Source organism: Serratia liquefaciens ATCC 27592, assembly GCF_000422085.1.
GTDB lineage: Bacteria > Pseudomonadota > Gammaproteobacteria > Enterobacterales > Enterobacteriaceae > Serratia > Serratia liquefaciens.
Window position 1 is genome coordinate 336,931 of sequence record NC_021741.1, and the last position, 21,948, is coordinate 358,878.

At 55.7% G+C, this 21,948-nt stretch carries 21 protein-coding genes and 2 pseudogenes; 14 read left to right on the forward strand and 9 right to left on the reverse strand.

Going from position 1 to position 21,948, the window contains the following annotated elements:
* Positions 1-23 precede the first annotated feature (23 nt).
* The 3 genes from rlmB to M495_RS01530 all read left to right on the forward strand — a co-directional run bounded on the left by rlmB (position 24) and on the right by M495_RS01530 (position 3,002).
* Entirely contained in the window at positions 24-755 is a 732-nt protein-coding gene (gene rlmB, locus M495_RS01520) for a 23S rRNA (guanosine(2251)-2'-O)-methyltransferase RlmB (protein WP_020824913.1), read from the forward strand.
* A 129-nt stretch (positions 756-884) separates the two neighbouring features.
* A complete protein-coding gene (locus tag M495_RS01525) occupies positions 885-2,516 on the forward strand; it encodes an isovaleryl-CoA dehydrogenase (protein WP_020824914.1) in 1,632 nt (543 codons plus the stop codon).
* 87 nt (positions 2,517-2,603) lie between these two features.
* Positions 2,604-3,002, forward strand: a complete 399-nt coding sequence (locus tag M495_RS01530; protein ID WP_020824915.1) for a DUF350 domain-containing protein — start codon at positions 2,604-2,606, stop codon at positions 3,000-3,002.
* Here the strand turns inward: M495_RS01530 and M495_RS01535 are convergent.
* Entirely contained in the window at positions 2,999-3,274 is a 276-nt protein-coding gene (locus M495_RS01535) for a YdgH/BhsA/McbA family protein (protein ID WP_020824916.1), read from the reverse strand. The genes M495_RS01530 and M495_RS01535 overlap by 4 nt on opposite strands.
* Positions 3,275-3,396: 122 nt before the next feature.
* Positions 3,397-3,705: a biofilm peroxide resistance protein BsmA gene (gene bsmA, locus M495_RS01540; protein ID WP_020824917.1), complete on the reverse strand. Its 309-nt coding sequence runs from the start codon at positions 3,703-3,705 to the stop codon at positions 3,397-3,399.
* A 126-nt stretch (positions 3,706-3,831) separates the two neighbouring features.
* Between bsmA and yjfP the strand changes: the two genes are divergently transcribed.
* The gene (gene yjfP, locus M495_RS01545) at positions 3,832-4,584 is read left to right on the forward strand and encodes an esterase (RefSeq protein ID WP_020824918.1); all 753 of its coding nucleotides are present in this window, start codon (positions 3,832-3,834) and stop codon (positions 4,582-4,584) included.
* Positions 4,585-4,678: 94 nt separating this feature from the next.
* Here the strand turns inward: yjfP and M495_RS01550 are convergent, their stop codons facing one another.
* On the reverse strand, positions 4,679-4,945 hold the full coding sequence (locus M495_RS01550) for a YdgH/BhsA/McbA family protein (protein ID WP_020824919.1): 267 nt from the start codon (positions 4,943-4,945) through the stop codon (positions 4,679-4,681).
* Between the two features lie 457 nt (positions 4,946-5,402).
* Between M495_RS01550 and rpsF the strand changes: the two genes are divergently transcribed.
* The 5 genes and pseudogenes from rpsF (at position 5,403) to M495_RS01570 (ending at position 7,323) form a co-directional block, all read left to right on the forward strand.
* Positions 5,403-5,801, forward strand: coding sequence for a 30S ribosomal protein S6 (gene rpsF / locus M495_RS01555; RefSeq protein ID WP_006317459.1), 399 nt, complete (start codon positions 5,403-5,405; stop codon positions 5,799-5,801).
* Positions 5,802-5,809: 8 nt separating this feature from the next.
* Positions 5,810-6,127, forward strand: coding sequence for a primosomal replication protein N (gene priB, locus M495_RS24750; protein WP_006317460.1), 318 nt, complete (start codon positions 5,810-5,812; stop codon positions 6,125-6,127).
* Positions 6,128-6,131: 4 nt separating this feature from the next.
* Positions 6,132-6,361 (forward strand): annotated as a pseudogene (gene rpsR, locus M495_RS01560) (30S ribosomal protein S18).
* Between the two features lie 39 nt (positions 6,362-6,400).
* The gene (gene rplI, locus M495_RS01565; RefSeq protein WP_004933629.1) at positions 6,401-6,853 is read left to right on the forward strand and encodes a 50S ribosomal protein L9; all 453 of its coding nucleotides are present in this window, start codon (positions 6,401-6,403) and stop codon (positions 6,851-6,853) included.
* A gap of 110 nt (positions 6,854-6,963) precedes the next feature.
* Entirely contained in the window at positions 6,964-7,323 is a 360-nt protein-coding gene (locus M495_RS01570; RefSeq protein WP_020824920.1) for a DUF488 domain-containing protein, read from the forward strand.
* Here M495_RS01570 and M495_RS01575 read toward each other — a convergent pair.
* On the reverse strand, positions 7,320-7,988 hold the full coding sequence (locus M495_RS01575) for an OapA family protein (protein ID WP_041414142.1): 669 nt from the start codon (positions 7,986-7,988) through the stop codon (positions 7,320-7,322). The two genes, M495_RS01570 and M495_RS01575, sit on opposite strands and share 4 nt — an antisense overlap.
* 288 nt (positions 7,989-8,276) lie before the next feature.
* Here M495_RS01575 and fklB point away from each other — a divergent pair, with 288 nt between their 5' ends.
* Positions 8,277-8,897, forward strand: a complete 621-nt coding sequence (gene fklB / locus M495_RS01580; protein WP_020824922.1) for an FKBP-type peptidyl-prolyl cis-trans isomerase — start codon at positions 8,277-8,279, stop codon at positions 8,895-8,897.
* Between the two features lie 43 nt (positions 8,898-8,940).
* Here fklB and ytfE read toward each other — a convergent pair whose 3' ends face one another.
* Positions 8,941-9,606 (reverse strand): iron-sulfur cluster repair protein YtfE, encoded by a 666-nt coding sequence (gene ytfE / locus M495_RS01585; protein ID WP_020824923.1) that lies wholly within the window; start codon positions 9,604-9,606, stop codon positions 8,941-8,943.
* Positions 9,607-9,725: 119 nt separating this feature from the next.
* Positions 9,726-11,678 (reverse strand): bifunctional 2',3'-cyclic-nucleotide 2'-phosphodiesterase/3'-nucleotidase, encoded by a 1,953-nt coding sequence (locus M495_RS01590; protein ID WP_020824924.1) that lies wholly within the window; start codon positions 11,676-11,678, stop codon positions 9,726-9,728.
* A 256-nt stretch (positions 11,679-11,934) separates the two neighbouring features.
* Here M495_RS01590 and cysQ point away from each other — a divergent pair, with 256 nt between their 5' ends.
* Positions 11,935-12,675, forward strand: a complete 741-nt coding sequence (gene cysQ, locus M495_RS01595; RefSeq protein ID WP_041415176.1) for a 3'(2'),5'-bisphosphate nucleotidase CysQ — start codon at positions 11,935-11,937, stop codon at positions 12,673-12,675.
* A gap of 1 nt (position 12,676) precedes the next feature.
* Here the strand turns inward: cysQ and M495_RS01600 are convergent, their stop codons facing one another.
* The gene (locus M495_RS01600) at positions 12,677-13,234 is read right to left on the reverse strand and encodes a YtfJ family protein (protein WP_020824926.1); all 558 of its coding nucleotides are present in this window, start codon (positions 13,232-13,234) and stop codon (positions 12,677-12,679) included.
* Between the two features lie 326 nt (positions 13,235-13,560).
* Here M495_RS01600 and M495_RS01605 point away from each other — a divergent pair, with 326 nt between their 5' ends.
* The gene (locus M495_RS01605) at positions 13,561-13,767 is read left to right on the forward strand and encodes a DUF1107 domain-containing protein (RefSeq protein ID WP_012004917.1); all 207 of its coding nucleotides are present in this window, start codon (positions 13,561-13,563) and stop codon (positions 13,765-13,767) included.
* A 197-nt stretch (positions 13,768-13,964) separates the two neighbouring features.
* Here the strand turns inward: M495_RS01605 and M495_RS01610 are convergent, their stop codons facing one another.
* Together M495_RS01610 and msrA are read right to left on the reverse strand one after the other, a co-directional pair.
* Positions 13,965-15,296: a hemolysin family protein gene (locus tag M495_RS01610; protein WP_020824927.1), complete on the reverse strand. Its 1,332-nt coding sequence runs from the start codon at positions 15,294-15,296 to the stop codon at positions 13,965-13,967.
* A 177-nt stretch (positions 15,297-15,473) separates the two neighbouring features.
* Positions 15,474-16,115 carry a peptide-methionine (S)-S-oxide reductase MsrA gene (gene msrA, locus M495_RS01615; protein WP_020824928.1) on the reverse strand — a complete coding sequence of 214 codons (642 nt, stop codon included), beginning with the start codon at positions 16,113-16,115 and terminating at the stop codon, positions 15,474-15,476.
* A 286-nt stretch (positions 16,116-16,401) separates the two neighbouring features.
* Between msrA and tamA the strand changes: the two genes are divergently transcribed.
* Positions 16,402-18,138, forward strand: a complete 1,737-nt coding sequence (tamA, locus tag M495_RS01620; protein WP_020824929.1) for an autotransporter assembly complex protein TamA — start codon at positions 16,402-16,404, stop codon at positions 18,136-18,138.
* Positions 18,135-21,947 (forward strand): annotated as a pseudogene (gene tamB / locus M495_RS01625) (autotransporter assembly complex protein TamB). The gene tamA and the pseudogene tamB overlap by 4 nt, the downstream one beginning before the upstream one ends.
* The last annotated feature ends 1 nt before the right edge of the window (position 21,948 follow it).

The following is a 21,948-nucleotide window of genomic DNA, read 5'->3' on the forward strand; positions in this document are numbered from 1 at the left end:
TGCCGCACAGTAAAAAGAGCATCATGAGCGAAATTATTTACGGTATTCATGCCGTCAAAGCCCTGTTAGACAACGATCCGCAACGCTTCCTGGAAGTGTTTATCCTCAAAGGCCGCGACGATCGTCGGCTACAGCCGTTGATTGCCGAGCTGGAAGCGACCGGCATTGTTATCCAGGTGGCGAACCGCCAGTGGCTGGATGAGAAGGTCGAGGGTGCGGTGCATCAGGGGATCATTGCCCGGGTACGCGAAGGACGCCAGTATCAGGAAAATGACCTGCCGGCGCTGCTGGAAAGCGTGGATACCCCGTTCCTGCTGGTGCTGGACGGCGTGACCGACCCGCATAACCTCGGTGCCTGCTTGCGCAGCGCCGACGCGGCCGGTGTGCACGCGGTGATTGTCCCGCGCGATCGTTCTGCCCAGTTGAACGCAACGGCCAAGAAAGTGGCCTGTGGCGCGGCGGAGAATGTGCCGTTGATTCGCGTCACCAACCTGGCGCGCACCCTGCGATTGTTGCAGGAGATGAACGTCTGGATCGTGGGCACTGCGGGTGAAGCCGACCACACGCTGTTCCAGAGCAAAATGACCGGCCCGATGGCGCTGGTGATGGGGGCGGAAGGCGAAGGTATGCGTCGTCTGACTCGCGAGCACTGCGACGAGCTGATCAGCATTCCGATGGCCGGTACGGTTTCTTCACTGAACGTTTCGGTGGCGACCGGTATCTGCCTGTTTGAAGCGGTGCGTCAACGCAGTTGATTTATCCGTAAGGGCGCAGCTTTTGCGCCCTTAATTCCTTTCTCAATGCCTACCCTGTGATCTCGCCTGCGGCAGAATTCCCCCTGACGACCATAATTACTCCTGACGCTTTTATCAGGGAGCAAGCCAATGGTCTGGAATACACACACCGTTTTTAATCAGCCGAAGCCGCTGGGCAACAGTAATCTGTTCCTGTCCGATACGCCATTGCATGAAGCCATTCAGCGTGAGCAGGCCGGTTGGGATGCGGACGTGCTGGCCTCGTTGGGCCAACAGTTGGGCACTCAGGAGTCGCTGGAGTTGGGGCGGCTGGCCAATGCCAACCCACCGGAATTGCTGCGCTATGACGCCACCGGCCAGCGATTGGACGACGTCCGTTTTCATCCCGCCTGGCACATCCTGATGCAAGGGCTGATAGCCAACCGGGTGCATAACCTGCCGTGGCAGGAGGACGCCCGAATCGGCTCTTTTGTGGCGCGGGCGGCGCGGTTTGTATTACATGCGCAGGTCGAGGCCGGTACTTTGTGCCCGGTGACCATGACCTTTGGCGCAATTCCTTTGCTGCAGCGCTCGTTGCCTGCGGAGTTCCAATCCTGGCTAACGCCGCTACTGTCCGATCGTTACGACGCGCATTCATTGCCCGGCGGGCAAAAGCGCGGTTTGCTGATCGGCATGGGAATGACCGAAAAGCAGGGCGGTTCCGATGTGCTGAGTAATACCACCACCGCCAGCCCGCTGGGTGCACGCGGCCCAGGAGAAGCCTACCGTTTGGTCGGCCACAAGTGGTTTTTCTCGGTACCGCAGAGCGATGCGCACCTGGTGCTGGCGCAGACCGAAAATGGGCTGTCCTGTTTCTTCCTGCCGCGAATTTTGCCTGACGGCACACGCAATGCCATAAGGTTGGAACGGCTGAAGGATAAGTTGGGCAACAGGTCCAACGCCAGCAGCGAAGTAGAATTCCAGGATGCCAGCGCCTGGCTGGTGGGCGAGGAAGGGGATGGTGTACGACATATCCTGAAAATGGGGAGCCTGACGCGTTTTGACTGCGCACTGGGTAGCCACGGGCTGATGCGGCGCGGACTGTCGGTGGCGTTGTACCATGCTCTGCAGCGGCAGGCGTTTGGTAAGACGCTGATTGAACAACCGATGATGCGGCAGGTGCTGGCGCGAATGGCCCTGCGCCTGGAGGGGCAGACGGCGGCCCTGATGCGTCTGGCGCGTGCTTATGACAGCGCAGGTAGCACGCCCCTGGAGCAGGCGTTATGCCGAGTGATGACGCCTGCGGCGAAGTTTGAAGTCTGCCGGCAAGGCATTCCTTTTATTGGTGAAGCCATGGAGGCGCTGGGCGGTATCGGCTATTGCGAAGAGAGCGAACTGCCGAGGTTGTACCGTGAAATGCCGGTAAACAGCATCTGGGAAGGCTCCGGCAATATCATGTGTCTGGACGTCATGCGCGCCTGGGGCAAGCTGCCGGCGGTGCAGGAGGCGCTGGAGCAGGAACTCGGTGAAGTGAGAGGGCAGAACCGCCATTATGATCACCAATGGCGACGGTTGCTTCAACTGATGCGCAAACCTCAGGAAGAGCAAGGGCGTGCGGTGACCGGCGCCTTGTTTAATCTGTTCGCGGCGGCGCAGCTTCTGCGTTACAGTTCACCGCCGTTGGCGGAAGCCTGGTGTCAAATGATGCTTGATGCCCGTGGTGAGCGGACATTGCCGGAAAGGCTGTGCGAAACGCTGTTTACCCGCGCGATGGGCGGTTAGGGAAAACGGTGGCGCCGCAGCCGGAAAAGCTTTTTAATTCAGCTCTTGGCCCGTAAGGGATACTGACCTCTGACCAGGAAACATGACATGGATATTCTCAGCGCGTTGGCGGCATTCGCCTCTTATTTTTTCAGTGGCTTTGCCATGGTTCTGGTGTTTTTGTTCGTTTATACCCGCATTACGCCGCATGACGAATGGGCGTTGATCAAGGCTGACAATCAGGCCGCCGCTTTTGGATTCGTCGGTGCCTGCCTGGGGTATGTCATCCCGCTGGCGAGTGCAGCGATCAACTCCGTCAGCCTGTTGGACTATCTGTTGTGGGGCGTGGTGGCGCTGGTGGTACAGCTGCTGCTGTTTGCGGCGGTGAAAATCTATATGCCGCGAATTAGCGACAAGATTGAGTCCAATCACGTGGCGGCCGGGATTTTCCTCGGCGGCGTGTCGATCAGTGGCGGTGTGCTGAATGCGGCCTGCATGACCTACTAAAGGTAAAGTATTGCGGAGGCGCGCCAGCCTGGCTGATGCGCCTGTTCTTCCATTCGCAGGATGCGGTAATAGCTTGCCCCATGCTCATCCGCCTTTTGGGCGATCAATTGTTCTACGTCCTGAGGGGAGCCGGAGAGGTTGTTCAGGGTGATTTCCGCAATTTCGCTGAGTGGCGTAACGCGGTCTGCGGGGGCCAGTTCAGCGGACTGGGCGCTGGCGCTGAGTAACCCCATAGAAAGCAGGAGGGCGGTGAGTGCGGCGGAGCGTGTCATGGCGTTCCCCTTCGTCGGATCCTGGATTCACGGCCGCGGGCTGCGGCGCGCTGTTTGCCAGTGTGCTCTATCCAACTTCAGTCTGTGCAAAGCCAATGTAAATCTTATTAAAACTCCAGCAGTTACCGATACAGGATCGCCTGCGAATACCACTGGCCGGGAACCACGGTTTCGCTGTTCATGATGATCATGTAATAGCGCGCGCCGCTGGCATTGGCCTTCTGCTGAATTTCCGCTTCCACATCCATCGGGCTGCCGCGCACCAGGGCGCTGGTGGTGCCTATTTTTTCCAGGCTACCGGTTTGTGCCCGGGTGATCTCCTGCGCCTGTCCGGTCGGCGGTGGGGGCGCTTTGGGCGTCGTGGTCATCATGCCACAGGCGCTAAGCAGCGTGACCAGCGTCAAGGAGAGCAGCAGGCGGGACATTTTCATAGATACCTCAAGAAAGCGGATAGCGTGATTTGAGTGTAACCCATTATAAATTGGAACAGATTGAGCTAATGCTTTTTAGCGCAAGTTTGCCATTATGAAGGCAATGGCGATGCAGAGGGAAAATGAATGATTGAAATTTATGACGAGCGAGCAGGAGATATTGCGGTCATCCATGCCGTGCCGCAGGGGCAGTATCACCAGCCGTTGCCGACGGTATTTTTCTACCATGGCTATACCTCGTCGAAAGAGGTCTACGCCTACTTTGCCTACGCGTTAGCCAGGGTGGGATTTCGCGTGGTGCTGCCGGATGCCGATTTGCACGGCGAGCGCTTTGACGGCGATGAACAAAAGCGGTTGTCCCGCTTTTGGGAGATCCTGCGCAGCAATATCGATGAGTTACCGGCGTTGAAGGCGGACTTTGAACGGCGCGGGCTGATTGCCGAAGGGCGCATCGGCGTCGCGGGCGCGTCCATGGGGGGGATGGCGACGTTGGGAGGCTTTGCTCGTTATCCGTGGGTGAAAGCTGCGGCGAGCCTGATGGGGGCCGGTTATTACAGTTCCCTGGCGCAGACGCTGTTCCCACCGCTGGATGAACAGGGAAACCCCTTGACGGCGAGCGGTTTTGATACGCGCATTGCCGCGCTTGCGGATTATGGCCTGGAACGCCAGTTGGAAAAAATTGCCGATCGTCCGCTGCTGTTATGGCACGGCGAAGCGGACGATGTGGTCCCGGCGGCTGAAAGTCGACGCCTGGCAACCGAGCTTCGCCAGAGTGGTTGGGACCGGCAACTGACATTTTTGACTGAACCGGACGTCAAGCACCGCATCACGCCGTTAGCGCTTGACGCAACGGCCGAGTTCTTCGTGAAAACCTTATAAAAAAAGCCCCCTGCGGGCAGGGGGCTGACGACATTTTCACATTTTAATTTGCCGCTTTTGGGCGCGGCTTGCTTCCCTGGCACTGCATGCAGGCTTAACGATACAGTTCCGCGCTGACGTGAATGGTGCTGTTGTTTTCCGGTTCGTGCAGCGCAATGATCCGGTAAGCGGTCGCGCCGCGCTGATCGGCTATTTTGCTCACCTGGCTGCTGGCGTCATCCGGCGATACCACATTCTGGTTCAACGTGACGAATCCCACGCTCTGGCGTTGGTCAGCCTGATGCGAGGTGATTTCGGTAGCGGCCATGACGTTGGCGGAAAACAGTAAAGCAATGGCGGTGGCGATGGTAATGCGTTTCATAAGTGCCTCTCTTAACTGTTTGCTTCAACGGCCTGACAGCAGGTGCCAGTGCAGCAAAAAGTTATTTGTCTGTATTGAATAACCTCAAATCTTTTTCGTCGCGCTGTCTGCGGCGGATAACAACAATTTTAGACCTTCCGGCAGGATTAAAAAGGGGGGCTTTTTGATGTCATCATTCAAAAAAAATGAATGAATTTTGCGGATCAGTGATGATTTCATTGAAAGATTTTTTGAACTGATGGATCTGTGTACATAGGTTGTACAGATAGCAAATCGTGCTATTTACGCATCGGGCCCGCATTACCGATAATAAATACCCTTCCGTCCTTGAGTTTCCCAGCCTGCGCAAGTATGATTACGCGTCATTTTTTCAGCCGCACACACATACACGTTCCTTGCTTCCATGGGCCGCGGTTGACCCTGACAGGAGGCTGAATAATCCGTAAGGAGCAATTCGATGCGTCATTACGAAATCGTTTTTATGGTCCATCCTGACCAAAGCGAACAGGTTCCGGGCATGATCGAGCGTTACAGTGCTACCATCACTAACGCTGCTGGTCAGATTCACCGTCTGGAAGACTGGGGCCGCCGTCAACTGGCTTACCCGATCAACAAACTGCACAAAGCTCACTACGTTCTGCTGAACGTTGAAGCTCCGCAGGAAGCGATCGATGAGCTGGAAACTAACTTCCGCTTCAACGACGCCGTTATCCGTAGCATGGTTATGCGCGTTAAGCACGCGGTAACTGAAGCATCTCCGATGGTTAAAGCGAAAGACGAACGTCGTGGCGATCGCCGCGAAGACTTCGCTAACGAAACCGCAGATGATGCAGATGCTGGGGATTCTGAAGAGTAATTGCCGCCGTGACATCTAATCGTCTGGTTTTGTCGGGCACTGTGTGCAAGGCGCCGGTTCGAAAAGTGAGTCCTTCCGGGATCCCCCACTGCCAATTTGTGCTAGAGCACCGTTCGCAGCAAATGGAAGCCGGATTTAGCAGGCAAGCATGGTGCCGAATGCCCGTGGTTGTCAGCGGACAACAGTCACAAGCACTAACTCAAAGATTAACGGTCGGCAGTCAGATAACCGTGCAAGGCTTCGTAAGCTGCCATCAAGGGCGCAACGGGCTGAACAAACTGGTTCTGCATGCCGAGCAGATTGAATTGATAGATTCTGGAGACTAGCCTAATGGCACGTTATTTCCGTCGTCGCAAGTTCTGCCGTTTCACCGCGGAAGGCGTTCAAGAGATTGACTATAAAGACATCGCTACGCTGAAAAACTACATCACTGAAAGTGGTAAAATTGTCCCGAGCCGTATTACCGGTACTCGTGCAAAATATCAGCGCCAGCTGGCCCGTGCTATCAAGCGCGCGCGCGCTACCTGTCTTTGTTGCCGTACACTGATCGTCATCAGTAATCGGCCACTGTCCATTAACGACTTTGAGAGGATAAGGTAATGCAAGTTATTCTGCTTGATAAAGTAGCAAACCTGGGCAGCCTGGGTGATCAAGTTAACGTTAAAGCGGGCTACGCCCGTAACTTCCTGGTACCACAGGGCAAAGCTGTTCCTGCTACCAAGAAAAACGTAGAGTTCTTCGAAGCACGCCGTGCTGAACTGGAAGCCAAACTGGCTGACGTTCTGGCTGCTGCTGAAGCTCGCGCAACCAAGATCAACGAACTGGGTTCAGTCACCATCGCGTCTAAATCAGGCGACGAAGGTAAACTGTTCGGCTCTATCGGCACCCGCGACATCGCTGACGCAGTTACTGCGGCAGGCGTTGAAGTTGCCAAGAGCGAAGTTCGTCTGCCGAACGGCGTTCTGCGTACCACTGGTGAACACGAAGTTCACTTCCAGGTACACAGCGACGTGTTCGCACAGCTGAATGTAGTTGTGGTTGCAGAAGCTTAATCGCTCCTGCCAGCCAAGTTAAAACGCCAGCCTCGTGCTGGCGTTTTGCTTTTCTGCGTCCGGTAAAACGCGCTACCCTGCTATCACAGCTTGAATGAGGAGCAGCGGAAATGGCGGAGATTATCTTGCAGCGCGTTTATGATTTTACCGGCCCTGCACCGGAGCACTGCTATTTGATTGATCGTTTGTGGCCGCGAGGCATCAGCAAGGAACGATTGCAGGGCGTGCAGTGGCTAAAGCAGGTTGCGCCGGATAACGCGCTGCGGCAGTGGTTTCATCAACATCTTGACCGGTGGGACGAGTTCGAAAGCCACTACCGCTTGCAACTGGCTCAAAACGACGCCTGGCAGCCATTGGTGGCTTTACTAAGACAGGGGCAACCCTTGACCTTACTTTATGGCAGTAAAGACACACAGCACAACCATGGCATCGTGCTGCGCGACTTTCTGTTAGGGCAGTTAGTGGATTAACGCTCGCGGCGATAGCTGCCGTCGGCCTGGCGGCGGAATAACACCTGACTGTTGTCAGCGGTGGTGACAGATAGCGCGGTGATCACGCCGTTGGTATCACGTTCGATACGCACTTCCTGGCCGGCCTTCATGTTGCTGAGCGGCTTATCGTTACCTTCCACCTGCGCCATGGCGAAAACTTCGTTCACCGGCAGGTTGTTGTCACGGAAAAGCTGCGCCAGCGTCTGGCCCGGTTGGATCTGGTAGCGTTGCCAGTTGCCCGCCGGTTCCGGCTCTACAGCGTGCTGCTGCTGAGTGTCGATTTGCAATTCGGCCTGCAAGGGAACGCTGTTTTCCTGCTGGGTGACAGGGAATGGCTGTTTTTCCGATGAATACGGCCACAGCAGCGCCAGCAGCAGGATGATGCCAAAAATCAGGGTCCAGCGACGATGAAAATAAGGCAGTGGCTCCATCCAACCGAAGCCGTCCGGCAGGTGCCAGATCTTCAGCAGTAACGCTTTGATGTTTTGCCCCTTACCGCTTTCCGGTGGTTGTTCTGAATCCGGGTCTTCTACCGACGCTGGCGCGGAGCCGGGCTTCAGGCGCTGACTGAAATTCAGCCAGGTACGCAACAATGGCTGGTAGATACGGGTGGTCTTCCTTCTCCTGGGCGAGATTCTGCCCATGGTAACCTCTCTTCAACGGCGTAAAAATATCACGGTACAAAAGGGTGTACCGCCGACCCGATACCCTGTTTTCAGTATAGTCCGCTAACTGATTGAAGTGAAAGGCAGCAGCAAACCTATACCTGTTGCGGCAGGCGATTCGCCTGGGCGCGCGGGAGCGGGTGTTAACTGAGGGTTATTGTTTCTTTTTCTACGACAAAAGTCATCATTCTCCACACAAGATTTTACCCGGCATTGCGGCGCTGTTATGCTGCGCTTTCGACTTTTTACAGACTAAAGGAAAACCCCATGACAACCCCTTCTTTTGACAGCGTTGAAGCGCAGGCGAGCTACGGGATTGGTTTACAGGTCGGCCAGCAGCTGCAAGAGTCCGGTCTGGAAGGTTTACAACCGGAAGCTTTGCTGGCAGGTTTGCGTGACGCGCTGGAAGGGAATGCCCCGGCGGTTCCGGTAGACGTGGTGCACCGTGCGCTGCGCGAAATCCACGAACGTGCGGATGCCGTGCGTCGTGAGCGTCAACAGGCGATGGCCGTTGAAGGCCAGAAATTCCTGGAAGACAACGCCAAACGCGACGAAGTTACGCTGACCGAATCCGGTCTGCAGTTCTCCGTGCTGGAGCAGGGCAACGGCCCAATCCCGTCCCGTCAGGATCGCGTGCGTGTGCATTACACTGGCCGCCTGATTAACGGCGACGTGTTCGACAGCTCCGTAGAGCGCGGTCAACCGGCAGAATTCCCGGTTAGCGGCGTGATCCCTGGCTGGATCGAAGCGCTGACCCTGATGCCGGTCGGTTCCAAATGGCAGCTGTATATTCCACACGATCTGGCCTACGGCGAGCGTGGTGCCGGCGCATCCATCCCGCCATTCAGCGCGCTGGTGTTCGACGTCGAACTGCTGGAAATCCTGTAATTCTCTAACAGATTTCTCTGGGCGCCTTGATGGCGCCCTTGTTTTATGCGCCGTTCAGCGCGCGGGGGAACAACAGGTTGTTCTCCAGATTGATGTGTTCCATCAGGTCATCAATAAACTCGTCGATACCACCATACAGCGCCTGCCAGGTATTACAGGCACCTTCCGGTGGCGTCACGTTGTGGGTGAGGAACTTCACCACTTCCAGCTGTTCGCCTGCTTCGTCATGCTCATGTTCCATTACCGAGATCGGCCCAGCCGCCTGCCGGCCCATACCCTGCTTGATCATCGGGAACAGGATCTGTTCCTCTTTCATCATGTGATTTTCCAGATCCAGCCGGATCAGGTTCAGCTGTTTCGCCAGACCGCGTGGACAGGTGGCTTTGTCGGCATGAACCCGTTCGACTTTTTCCGCCATCAGTACCAGCTCGGCCAGCTGTTCACGGTGCCGCTGATGGAAGCGTGGCAGAATATAATCAATCAGTTCACCGAGCGGTGCAGTACGCCAGTCATAGCTTGCTGCCGGTCTGGCGGCGAGGGCGGCCAATTCGCTTTCAAGCTGCTCGAGATCCAGTCCTTTACGCTCGGCCGCGCGTTGCAGCGTTTGTTTTCCGCCACAGCAGAAATCCAAATCGTTCAGGCGGAACAGGCGTGATGCCCGGGGAATAGCGATGGCGAGAGCGCCGAGGGATTGATTACGGTAATCCATGAGAGTGCCTCTTTAAATGAAAAATCTATAACATGCATTTTAAATGCAATTTAAAGGGCGCGCCAGCGAGAAAAAGGAGTAGATGGCCGGGGGGAACGCTGTGCCTCCCGGCCTACAGCTTATTTGCTACTTAAATCAATCTTATAAACTGCGAACCCGATGTTATCCGTGCCTTCGGATTTCATTGGATACTGGGCATATGCCTTGATAAACGCTGTCGCTTTCTCGCTTGGCGAGGTTTCAAAGCGAATATCCAGCGGTTGCGGGCTGCTGAAGGTCGCCAGGCGCCAATTGTTATCCACCTGTGGCCGGACTGCGCCATGCTGCTTGGTTTCAGCGCTGATATAGGCCGCCAACACCGAACGGTTCTCGTCCGGCGAAGCGAAGGCTATATGCTGATCGCCAGTGCCAGCGAACTTGCCGCCGTAAGCGCGGTAGTTATTGGTCGCCACCAGGAAGGTGGCCTTAGGATCAATTGGTTTGCCTTTGAACGTCAGCTGCTTGATACGTTCCGCCTTGTCGTTAATCAACTGGCATTCGCCGTCGTAACGCGCAGGCTGGCTGACGTCGATCTGGTAATTAACCCCGTCAATCACGTCGAAGTTATAGGTGCGGAAGCCATCCCAGTTGATCAGGCCCTGCGGTTGGCTGCTGTTGACGTCGATTTGATTGAACTGCCCGGCGGAGCACTCCAGCCACTCCTTCACCTCTTTGCCACTGGCTTTTACTACCACCAGGGTGTTGGGGTAGAGGTAGAGATCCGAAGCGTTACGGAAGGTGAGCTGGCCTTTTTCCACTTCGACGAAGCTGGCCGGATCGTTTTTGCGGCCGCCGACCTTGAACGGTGCTGCCGCTGACAGCACCGGCAAATCGGCCAGATCCGGGTCGCCCTGAATGTAGTGTTCCACATAGGCTTTCTGCGCGTTATTTACGATTTGTACCGTTGGGTCATCCTGCACCAGCGCCAGGTAGCTGTACATGTTGTCATCAGCTTTGCCGACCGGCTTGCTGACAAAATCGCGCGTGCCCTTATGATCTTCCGCCAGGACTTTCACCAGCTTGGCGTCTTCTGCCGCCAGCGATTTCTTGTTCTCTTTGTCGTAGATGGGCCGTGCTTCCGCTTTGGCGGAAGCTACTTTCCAACTGCCAGAGTCGTTGTTCAACTGCAGATCGACAACGCCGAGGTGGTCGCCCCACTGGCCGGGCATGACCGCAGGTATGCCGTTCAGCGTGCCCTGGGCAATGTCAGCGCCTTTGATATTGGCGAAGTCTTTGCTCGGGAATACGGCGTGAGCATGGCCGAACATGATGGCGTCAATGCCCGGAACCTGGCTAAGGTAGTACACCGAATTCTCTGCCATCGCCTTGTACGGCTCGCTGGACAGGCCGGAGTGCGGGATCGCCACGATCAGATCGGCCCCCTGTTTACGCATTTCCGGCACGTAGCGTTTGGCGGTTTCGGTGATGTCGTTGACCTTAACCTTGCCTTGCAGATTGGCCTTATCCCACACCAGAATTTGCGGTGGCACAAAACCGATATAGCCGATGCGTAAACTATGTTCCTTGCCGTCACGGTCTTTTACCGGCGTATCGACGATAATGTAAGGAGTGAACAGCGGTTTCTGCGTTTTAGCGTCGATCACGTTAGCATTGATATACGGGAACTTGGCACCGCTGATGGCGGTTTTCAGGTAATCGAGGCCGTAGTTGAATTCGTGGTTGCCGATATTGCCGACCACATAATTCAGGGTGTTCATGGCCTTATAGACAGGATGAATATCGCCGGGCTTCAGGCCCTTGGCCGCCATATAGTCGCCGAGCGGGCTGCCCTGAATGATGTCGCCGTTATCCACCAGTACGCTATTGGTGGCCTGCTGGCGAGCCTGTTCAATCAGGCTGGCGGTGCGCACCAGACCGAACTTGTCGGTCGGTTTATCCTTGTAGTAATCGAAGTCCATCATGTTGCTGTGCAGGTCGGTGGTTTCCAGCACGCGCAGATCGACCGTTGCCGCCTGCGCTGAGGCGCAAACCAGCACAGCGAGGACAGACAACGTCAGCGGACGCTTCATCATTTTTGGCTTTCTCCATTCTATTTTTCGAGTTTTATCGCAGAGGGGCATGTAATTAACATTGGTTGTCTCACCAAACTGTGAAGTGTGGCAGAAAATCGGCCAAGGTATCGGAGGAAATGTCACAGTTGTGACGGCAAAGACTCGAGTCATTACCGAAGGTTAAATCGTTATGATGGATATTCGATGCAAAAAAAACTAGGCTGCTAGCAATGAGAAAGGGGAAATGGCCCACGGAACTGTCTATCTGAGGTGAATGATGTTAGAAAAAATTTGCCAACTGTCCCGCGAGGCGGGCGCGGCCATCATGGCGGTGTACAACGGTGAACAACCGCTTGATGTTACACAAAAAAAAGATGACTCCCCGGTGACGGCGGCCGATCTGGCGGCGCACCACATTATCCAGCGCGGCCTGGCGGCGTTAACGCCGGACATCCCCTTGCTGTCGGAAGAAGATCCACCGACCTGGGAAGTGCGGCAGAATTGGACGCGCTACTGGCTGGTCGATCCGCTGGACGGCACCAAAGAGTTCCTGAATCGCAACGGTGAGTTCACGGTAAATATCGCGTTGATTGAAGACGGGCAGGCGGTAATGGGCGTGGTTTACGCCCCCGCGATCGACGTGCTGTATCTGGCCGAGCGCGGTAAAGCCTGGAAAGAAGAAAAAGGCCACCGGCAGGAGATTGGCGTCAGCAATGCCCATCCGCCATTGGTGGTGGTCAGCCGTTCGCACAGCGACGAAGAGCTGAAGGACTACCTGAAACAGCTGGGCGAACACCAGACCGTTTCCGTCGGTTCTTCGCTGAAATTCTGCCTGGTGGCGGAAGGTAAAGCGCAGCTCTATCCGCGCTTTGGGCCCACCAATATCTGGGATACCGCCGCCGGTCATGCCGTGGCCGTGGCAGCCGGGGCACAGATCCACGACTGGCAGGGCAGACCTCTGCTCTATACGCCGCGTGAATCCTTCCTAAACCCCGGCTTCAGGGTTTCGCTGTTCTAAATCAGTTCGCCAGCAGCTGGTGCAGTTGGGTCATGACCTGCTGCACCTCTTCTGGCGTCAGGGCGCCGTCTTTGGCGAACTGGATCCTGCCTTGCTTATCCAACACCACAATGGCCGACCCTTTCGGCTGCAAATCCCAGGCCTTGCGCACGTTGCCGTTGCTGTCGACCACAAACTGCGACCAGGGGAACTCTTTCTTGCTGTCTTCAATGCTGTTGCGAACAAACACCGCGGTGCCGAGTATCGCGTCGTCGGTATTCACTATTGTCGTCGTTTGGTAACGATCGTGCGGTAGTTTAGCTTTCTTAATCGCTTCGATCAGCGGATCGTTCATCGCCTTGGCGGAGCTACGGCCGGCAATATGCTGTATGACTCGCACTTTCCCACTGAGTTGCGCGCTATTCCAGTTTTGATAGCTAAACTTATCATTAGCGTAATTCAACTCTCCCTTATCGCTGACGCCGACCGGCGCGACGCGTTGCTGGAGTTGGAAGTTGTGCGCAGAGGCTAAAAAGGGGGCAAGCAGCAGGGAAACAATAAGCAGGTGACTTTTTTTCATGCCTTCTCCTTGGAAGGGGAACGGTGCCGACAGCACCCGACAGCCTAAAGCATAGGTGGTGATCGGAGGTCTGTCCTGTTAGCTGGATCGCAGTTTCCTCTTCTGGCCGGTAATACCTGTGTTTTGAAGGGATATACTGAAAAAGTTATATATTATCATATACAATTCTGTCAAAAAGTGTAAATCCAGTGAAGATATCCGTGCAGAAGTGAACATTATCGTCTTTACTAGGTCTACTACATGGCAATCAAGTTGCGTTCTTACTTTAGAGGCTGCCACCTTGGCGGCTCGCTGAGCGCATGGACCAAACGGAGGAGAGTAATAGAATGAGAATCTTCCAGCGTTATAATCCGTTGAAAGTGGCGAAGTACGTAAAAACCCTGTTTCGTGGCCGGCTGTATATCAAAGATGTAGGCGCGTTCGAATTCGACGAAGGGAAAATCCTGTTACCGAAAATTCGTGACCGGCGCCACTTCAGCGTGATGTCAGAGGTAAACCGTCAGGTGTTGTTGCTGCAAACTGAGATGGGTTGATGCATTACCCGTCGCCTTTCAAGCCGCAGCGTTGTTATCTGCACTCACCCACCCCTGTTACTTACTTAAGTAAGCTCCAGGGGATGAGTGGGCTGGCTGCCTAGCTGCAACTTGAAATTCATAGGGTAATTAGAGCAACTGAAAAAACTGAAATAATTGCGGCCCCGATGGGGCCGCTGACGTTTCTACAGTCCGGATCAGGCAGGGGCGTTGTCTTCTGGCGCCTTCGGCAGTACCGCCGCCGGTTTGTCGCTCAGTTTGGTTACCAGCAACTGGTCAATCTTGTAGCTGTCGATGTCCACCACTTCAAACTTGTAGCCGGCGTATTTCACGAAGTCGGTGCGTTTTGGGATCTTGCGCAGCATGTACATCATAAAGCCGCCGATGGTTTCGTAGTTGCCCGCCTGCGGGAACTCATCAATGTGCAGAACGCGCATCACATCGTCGATTGGCGTACCACCCTCAATCAGCCATGAGCTTTCATCGCGTGCGACGATCTGCTCTTCCTGGCCTTGACCGACCAGATCGCCCATCAGGGTAGTCATTACGTCATTCAACGTGATGATGCCCACGACCAGTGCATATTCATTGAGAATAACGGCAAAGTCTTCGCCGGCCGTCTTAAAGCTTTCCAGCGCTTCGGACAGCGTCAGGGTATCCGGCACGATCAGCGCCGCGCGGATTTGCACACCGCTGCTCAGCACCAGGCTTTGATTGCCCAGCACGCGGTTCAGCAAGTCTTTGGAGTCAACGTAGCCGACCACCTGATCGATATTGCCGTCGCACACCAGGAACTTGGAGTGCGGATGGGTCGAGACTTTCTCGATAATGCTTTCTTCGGTTTCACGCAGATCGAAGTAAACCACGCTTTCGCGCGAGGTCATCGACGAAGGTACGGTGCGTGACTCCAGTTCGAACACGTTTTCGATCAGCTCATGTTCCTGCTTGCGCAGCACGCCAGCCAGGGCTCCGGCTTCCACTACCGCGTAGATGTCGTCGGAAGTGATGTCGTCCTTGCGCACCATCGGCAGTTTGAACAGGCGGAAGATCAGGTTTGCCATGCCGTTGAAGAACCACACCAGCGGCCGGAAGATCATGATCGAGAAACGCATCGGGTTGATGATCCGGACGGCGACCGTCTCTGGTGCAATCATACCGATGCGCTTCGGGGTCAAATCTGCGAACAGGATGAACAGGCTGGTCACCAGGACGAACGAGCAGATAAAGCTGACTTGCTCCGCCATCTCCGGGGACAAAAAGCGATCGAACAACACCTGGAAGCTAGGGGAGAAGGCAGCATCGCCGACGATACCACCGAGAATGGCTACGGCGTTCAGACCAATCTGCACCACGGTAAAGAACAGCCCCGGGGTTTCTTGTAGTTTAAGGACTTTGGCGGCATTGACGTTACCTTCGTCAGCCATCAGTTTCAGTTTAATCTTGCGTGATGCGGCCAGAGATATTTCCGACAGTGAGAAAAACGCACTCACTGCGATCAGAAAAAGAATCAGTAAAATACTGTTTAACATAATCTATCCATACGTGCCGACGGGATGACGGCGCTCTTGAGGAAGGGTAGTACATTGTAAAAAAAGTAGTGATAACAACCAGAAAGGAGGCTATCAGGCCGCAGATGCGGCCCGCATAGTATAGCAGCAGCCCTACAGGGGCCGCCAGCGGTTAAAAAATTACCGCTGACCAAGGGTTTAGCCCTGGGGTGGCAAACAAACGCCGATGCCGCCCAGGCCGCAGTAGCCTTCAGGATTCTTGTACAGATACTGCTGATGGTCATCCTCGGCATAGTAAAACGGCAGCGCCGGCACCACTTCGGTGGTGATGGTGCGTTGATCGCCCGCCTCGTTCATGGCCTGCTGGAAACGCTTCAGACTGCTTTCGGCTGCGGTCTGCTGTTCCGGCGTCAGCGTATAAATTGCTGAGCGATACTGAGTGCCGACGTCGCCACCCTGACGCATGCCCTGCGCCGGATCGTGGTTCTCCCAGAACACCTGCAGCAGCTGCTTATAGCTGATGATTTTCGGATCGAATACCACCCGCACCACTTCAGTATGACCGGTCTGGCCGCTGCACACTTCGCGGTAGGTTGGGTTTGGCGTAAAACCGCCGCTGTAGCCTGCCGCCGTGCTGTACACGCCCTGCTGCTGCCAGAACAGGCGCTCTACACCCCAAAAGCATCCCATGGCGAAGATAGCCACTTCCATGCCTTCCGGCACCTGGGTCATTGAATGGTGAGTGACCACGTTGAGCGTGGCAACCGGCATGGGCGTCGTGCGGCCAGGCAGTGCGTTCGCCTTGTCGACGGTTTGTGTTTTATCAAAAAATGGCACCACGGTTGACTCCTGTTGTCACAGTAAGAATTGACCTAAGACACGGCAGTTCGGTTGTATCTAACCGCAACTTTGCCCACAATAAGCTACATATTCAGATTATGAATCAGATTAACGCAGTATTTAGAGCGCCAAAAGCTAAGAATGCGCCAGTTTACTGCGGCAGTAAAATCGTAATATGTCGCGTCTGGAATAAGGCTGAAAGGGCTGCCGTCTTGATAGCGCGGAGTATGCCCTGGCACCAGAGTGCGTGTTATAACAGGAAAGTAAAATAAATTAAGGAGAACGCGTGCCACGATACCGTGCCCTGTGCTTTTTGTGTGCGCTGCTCGCGACGCCTGCGGCGTTTTCGGCGAATGTGCGGCTGCAGGTTGAAGGACTTAGCGGGGAACTGGAAAAAAACGTCCGGGTACGCCTGTCTTCCATCACTCCGGAAGAGGTCGGTACTGATGGCCGTTTCCGCGCACGCGTGGATGAAGCTGTTCGTCAGGGGCTGAGAGCGCTTGGCTATTATCAGCCTACCATCGAATTTACGTTGGACGATCGGCCAGGGCTGGCGCGGCCGGTGCTGCACGCCAAGGTCAATCCGGGTGAACCGGTGCGCATTGCCGGGGCCAATATCGTGTTGGAAGGCGGTGCGAAAACCGATGAAGACTATCTGTCGTTGGTCAAAAAAGGCAAACCGACGATAGGTGAGATCCTTAATCACGGTAAATACGACAGTTTTAAAGGTTCACTGACCGGCCTGGCGCTGCGCAAAGGCTATTTCGATGCCGATATGACCAAAAGCCAGCTCGGCGTGGCGGAGGATCTGCATAAGGCCTATTGGGACATCGACTTCGACAGCGGGCAGCGTTACCGCTTCGGCCAGGTGAAGTTTACCGGTTCGCAAATTCGTGAAGACTATCTGCAAAATCTGGTGCCCTTTCATCAGGGGGATTATTACACTTCGGAAGACCTGGCCGAACTGAACCGCCGTTTGTCCGCCACTAACTGGTTTAACTCGGTGGTGGTCTCCCCTGATTTCAAAGATGCCAAAGAGAACAAGATTTTGCCGCTAGATGCGTTGGTGTCACCACGCACTCGCAACACCATCGAAACCGGTGTCGGTTACTCCACCGACGTTGGCCCCCGCGTTAAAGGCACATGGAAGAAGCCCTGGCTTAACGATCGCGGCCACAGTCTGGAAACCAGCGCCAGTATTTCGGCCCCGGAGCAGCAGCTCGATCTGACCTATAAGATCCCGTTGCTGAAGAATCCGCTGGAGCAGTATTACCTGCTGCAGGGCGGGCTCAAGAACGTCGATCTCAACGATACCAAGTCCGTAACCTCCAAAGTGGTGGCCTCGCGCAACTGGGATCTCTCCAGCGGCTGGCAGCGGGCTATTAACCTGACCTGGCGCTGGGATAACTTTACCCAGGGTAACGTCAGCAATACCACCATGCTGCTGTACCCTGGCGTCAGCCTCAACCGCACCCGCTCACGCGGAGGTCTGATGCCGACCTGGGGCGATAGCCAACGCTACTCCATCGACGTTTCCGACACCACCTGGGGATCCGGCGTGGACTTCGCGCTGATGCAGGCACAGAACGTCTGGATCCGCACCCTGGCCGATAAGCACCGGTTCGTGGCGCGCGGGCAGGTGGGGTGGATCGAAACCAACGACTTCGACAAAGTGCCGCCAGACCTGCGATTCTTTGCCGGTGGCGATCGCAGCATCCGTGGCTACAAGTACAAAGACATTTCCCCCCGCAACGATGACGGCAAGTTGACCGGTGCCTCCAAAATGCTGACTGGCTCGCTGGAATATCAATACAACGTGACCGGTAAATGGTGGGGGGCGATGTTCGTCGATTCCGGTGAAGCGGTGAACGATATCAAGCAGAGCAACTTCAAAACTGGCGCCGGTGTAGGTGTACGCTGGCAGTCGCCGGTAGGGCCAGTGAAGCTGGATATCGCCGCGCCCGTGGGGGACAAGGACACCCACGGGATGCAGTTCTACATCGGTTTGGGGCCTGAACTATGAGCCTGATAAAAAAGATTTGCTTTGGTTTCCTGATTGTCTTGCTGTTGCTGGTCGGGGCGGTGGCGTACTTGCTCGGTACCACCAGTGGTTTGCATATGACCCTCAACGCTGCTGCTCGATGGGTGCCGGGGTTGGATATTGCCAGCGTGAGCGGTGGCTGGCGTGATCTGACGCTAAAAGGCGTGAAGTATCAGATGCCGGGCGTCACGGTGAATGCCGGACAATTCCATCTGTCACTCGATCTGGCCTGCTTTAAAAACAGTTCGCTGTGCGTCAATGCGCTGACCGCGCAGGACGTCGACGTGGTGGTGAAAACCAAAGAAATGACGCCGTCTGCGCCGGTGGAAGAGACCAGCGAGCCGACCACTAATCTGAGCACGCCGTACCCTATTACCTTGCGTATGCTGACGCTGAATAACGTTAAGGTCAGCGTAGACGACACGGCAATCTCTCTTGGTGAATTCCGTACCGGAGCGCAGTGGCAAGAGCGTGCGTTGACCTTGCTGCCCACCAAAATCAGCGGCCTGTTGATTGCACTGCCGAAAACCCCGCAGAACCCGTTGCCGGAGGCGATACAGCCGGCTGTCGAGGTCGCGAAAAAAGTGGGTGAACAGGTCGACAAGGCGGCGAAACCGGTGCCGGAAGAGAAGCCACTGGGCGAAACGTTGAAAGAGCTGTTCGCCAAGCCGCTGCTGCCGGATCTGCCGGAAATCCGCCTGCCGTTGGACATCACGGTTAAGGAGATCAGCGGGGAACAACTGCGCTTGACCGGTGATACCGAGGTGTTGATTACCAGCCTGTTGCTGCAGGCCAGCACCCAGGATCAGCATATCAAGCTGGACAATTTCGATGTGAAATCCCCGCAGGGCACGTTGTCTGCGCAAGGGCAGGCGACGCTGACCGGCAGTTGGCCGGTGGAAATGGTGGCTAACAGCACGCTGAATATCGAGCCGCTGAAAGGGGAAAAGGTCAAACTGAACGTCGGCGGTGGGCTGCGCGAAGAACTTAAAGTGGCGCTGAACCTCTCCGGACCGGTCGGTGCGCAGCTTGATGTACAGACCCAATTGGCCGAAGTGGGTTTACCGCTGGCACTGACGCTGCAAAGCAAACAGCTGAAATGGCCGCTGAACGGCGAAGCTCAGTATCAGGTCAACGATTTCCGCCTGCGTTTCAATGGCAAGGCGACTGATTATGCCTTGTCGACCCGGGCCAATATCAAGGGGCAGGATCTCCCGCCGGCGGTGCTGACGCTGGACGGTAAAGGTAACGTTGAACAGTTCAAACTGGATCGCCTGCGGTTGGCGGCCTTGCAGGGCAATACCGATCTGACGGCGCTGGTGGACTGGAGCAAGGCCATCAGTTGGAATTCACAGCTGACGCTGAGCGGCATCAATACCGCCAAGCAGTGGCCGGAATGGCCGGCGAAGTTGGACGGTAAAATCACTACGCGTGGCAGCCTGCACGGCGGCAGTTGGTAATTGCAGGTGCCGGTGCTGCAGCTCGATGGTAACGTGAAGCAAAACAAAGTCACTGCACGTGGCACGCTTAGCGGCAATGCTGCCGGTCAGTGGAAAATCCCGGGCATCGATCTGACGCTGGGACGCAACCAACTGAACGTTAAGGGCCAACTGGACGAGAAAAGCTGGAACCTGGATGCGAATATTGACGCGCCACGTCTGGACGGCGCTCTGCCAGGGCTGGGCGGTACGGCGAAAGGCTTGCTGAAACTGCGGGGCAACCTGCAAGCGCCTCAGTTGCTGGCCGACCTGACCGCTTCCGGCCTGCAGTGGCAGGCGCTGCGCATCAACCGGGTGAAGATTGACGGCGACGTGCGTTCCAGCGATCAGATCCAGGGTCAGTTGGCGGTACGCGTTGAGCAACTTAAGCAGGATGCGCTGGATATCAGCCTGCTGACATTGGATGCCAAAGGCAGTGAGAAGCAGCATCAGCTGCAGTTGAAAATTGACGGCAAGCCGGTATCCGGTCAGTTGGCGCTGCAGGGCAGTTTCGATCGCCAACAGCAGCGCTGGCGCGGCAACCTGAACAATACCCGTTTCGATACCCCGGTGGGCGAATGGCGCTTAACTCGCGCCATTGCGCTGGATTACCTGAATACCGCGCAGAAAATCAGTATTGGACCGCACTGCTGGCAGAACCCGAACGCCGAACTGTGCGTACCCAAGACCATCGAAGCAGGCCAGAGTGGCCAGGCCAGCGTGGTATTGAACCGCTTTGATCTGGCGATGATCAAACCTTTCCTCGGTCCGGAGACCGCTTTGAGCGGCGTGTTCACCGGGCGGGCGGACGTAAGCTGGAAACCGGGCGGTGCGCTGCCGGACGCGAAAGTTTCCCTGGTGGGTAACGGCGTGAAGGTGGTTCAGCAAGTGCAGGGCAACGCGTTGCCGATCGCCTTTGATCGGCTGAACCTTAATGCCGGCCTGTCCAACGGTCGTGCACAGGCCGACTGGTTGATCAAGTTGACCAATAATGGCCAATTTGACGGTAACGTGCAGGTTGCCGATCCACAGGTACGACGCATTATCAGCGGCAACGTCAATATCACCAATATCTCGCTGGCGATGATCAATCCGGCGTTGATGAAGGGGGAGAAAGCCGCGGGCATGCTGAATGCCAATCTGCGCCTGGGTGGCAGTGCGCAGAAGCCTCTGGTTTATGGCCGGATGGCGTTGGATAAGGTTGATATAGATGGTCACTGGATGCCGTTTGATATGACGGACGGCCGCCTGGTGATGAACTTTGACGGCATGACCTCGACCATGGAAGGGCTGGTCAGCACCACGCGCGGACAGCTTAACCTGTCGGGCGATGCTGACTGGCGCGACATCAACGCCTGGCGCGCACGTATCGCCGCCAAGGGCGATAAGCTGCGGGTGACGGTGCCGCCGATGATCCGCATCGACGTTTCACCCGATCTGGTGTTTGAAGCCACGCCGCAGCTGTTCTCGCTCAATGGTTCGGTCGATATTCCGTGGGCGCGCATTACGGTGCAGGAGTTGCCGGAAAGTGCGGTGGGCGTCTCTTCCGACGAAGTGATGCTGGACGACCAACTGAAACCGATACAGCCGAAAACCGCAGGGATCCCGATCAACAGCAACCTGATGATCCACGTGGGTAACGATGTGCGGCTGGATGCCTTTGGCTTAAAAGCCCGCTTGAAGGGCGATCTGAAAGTAGTGCAGGACAAGAATGGCCTGGGCCTGAACGGCCAGATTGACATCCCTTCCGGTCGCTTCCATGCTTATGGTCAGGATTTGATCGTCCGCAAGGGCCAACTGATGTTCTCAGGGCCGCCGGATCAGCCGTTGCTGAATATTGAAGCCATCCGTAATCCTGAATCGACCGAAGACGACGTCACCGCTGGGGTACGCGTTACCGGGTTGGCGGATGCACCCAAGCTGGAAGTGTTCTCGGATCCGGCCAAATCTCAGCAGGAAGCGCTGTCTTATCTGCTGCGCGGGCAGGGATTGGGCAGTTCCGGCGCCGATGGTAACGCAATGACCTCAATGTTAATTGGGATGGGGGTTGCACAAAGTGGTCAACTTGTGGGTAAAATCGGCGAGGCGTTTGGCGTAAGCAATTTGGCCCTGGATACTCAGGGTGTCGGCGACAGTTCCCAGGTTGTCGTGAGCGGTTATGTTCTCCCAGGCTTACAAGTAAAATATGGGGTGGGTATTTTCGACTCGCTGGCTACGTTGACGTTGCGTTACCGCCTGATGCCTAAATTGTATCTGGAAGCGGTGTCTGGTCTCGACCAGGCATTAGATTTGCTCTATCAGTTTGAGTTTTAGC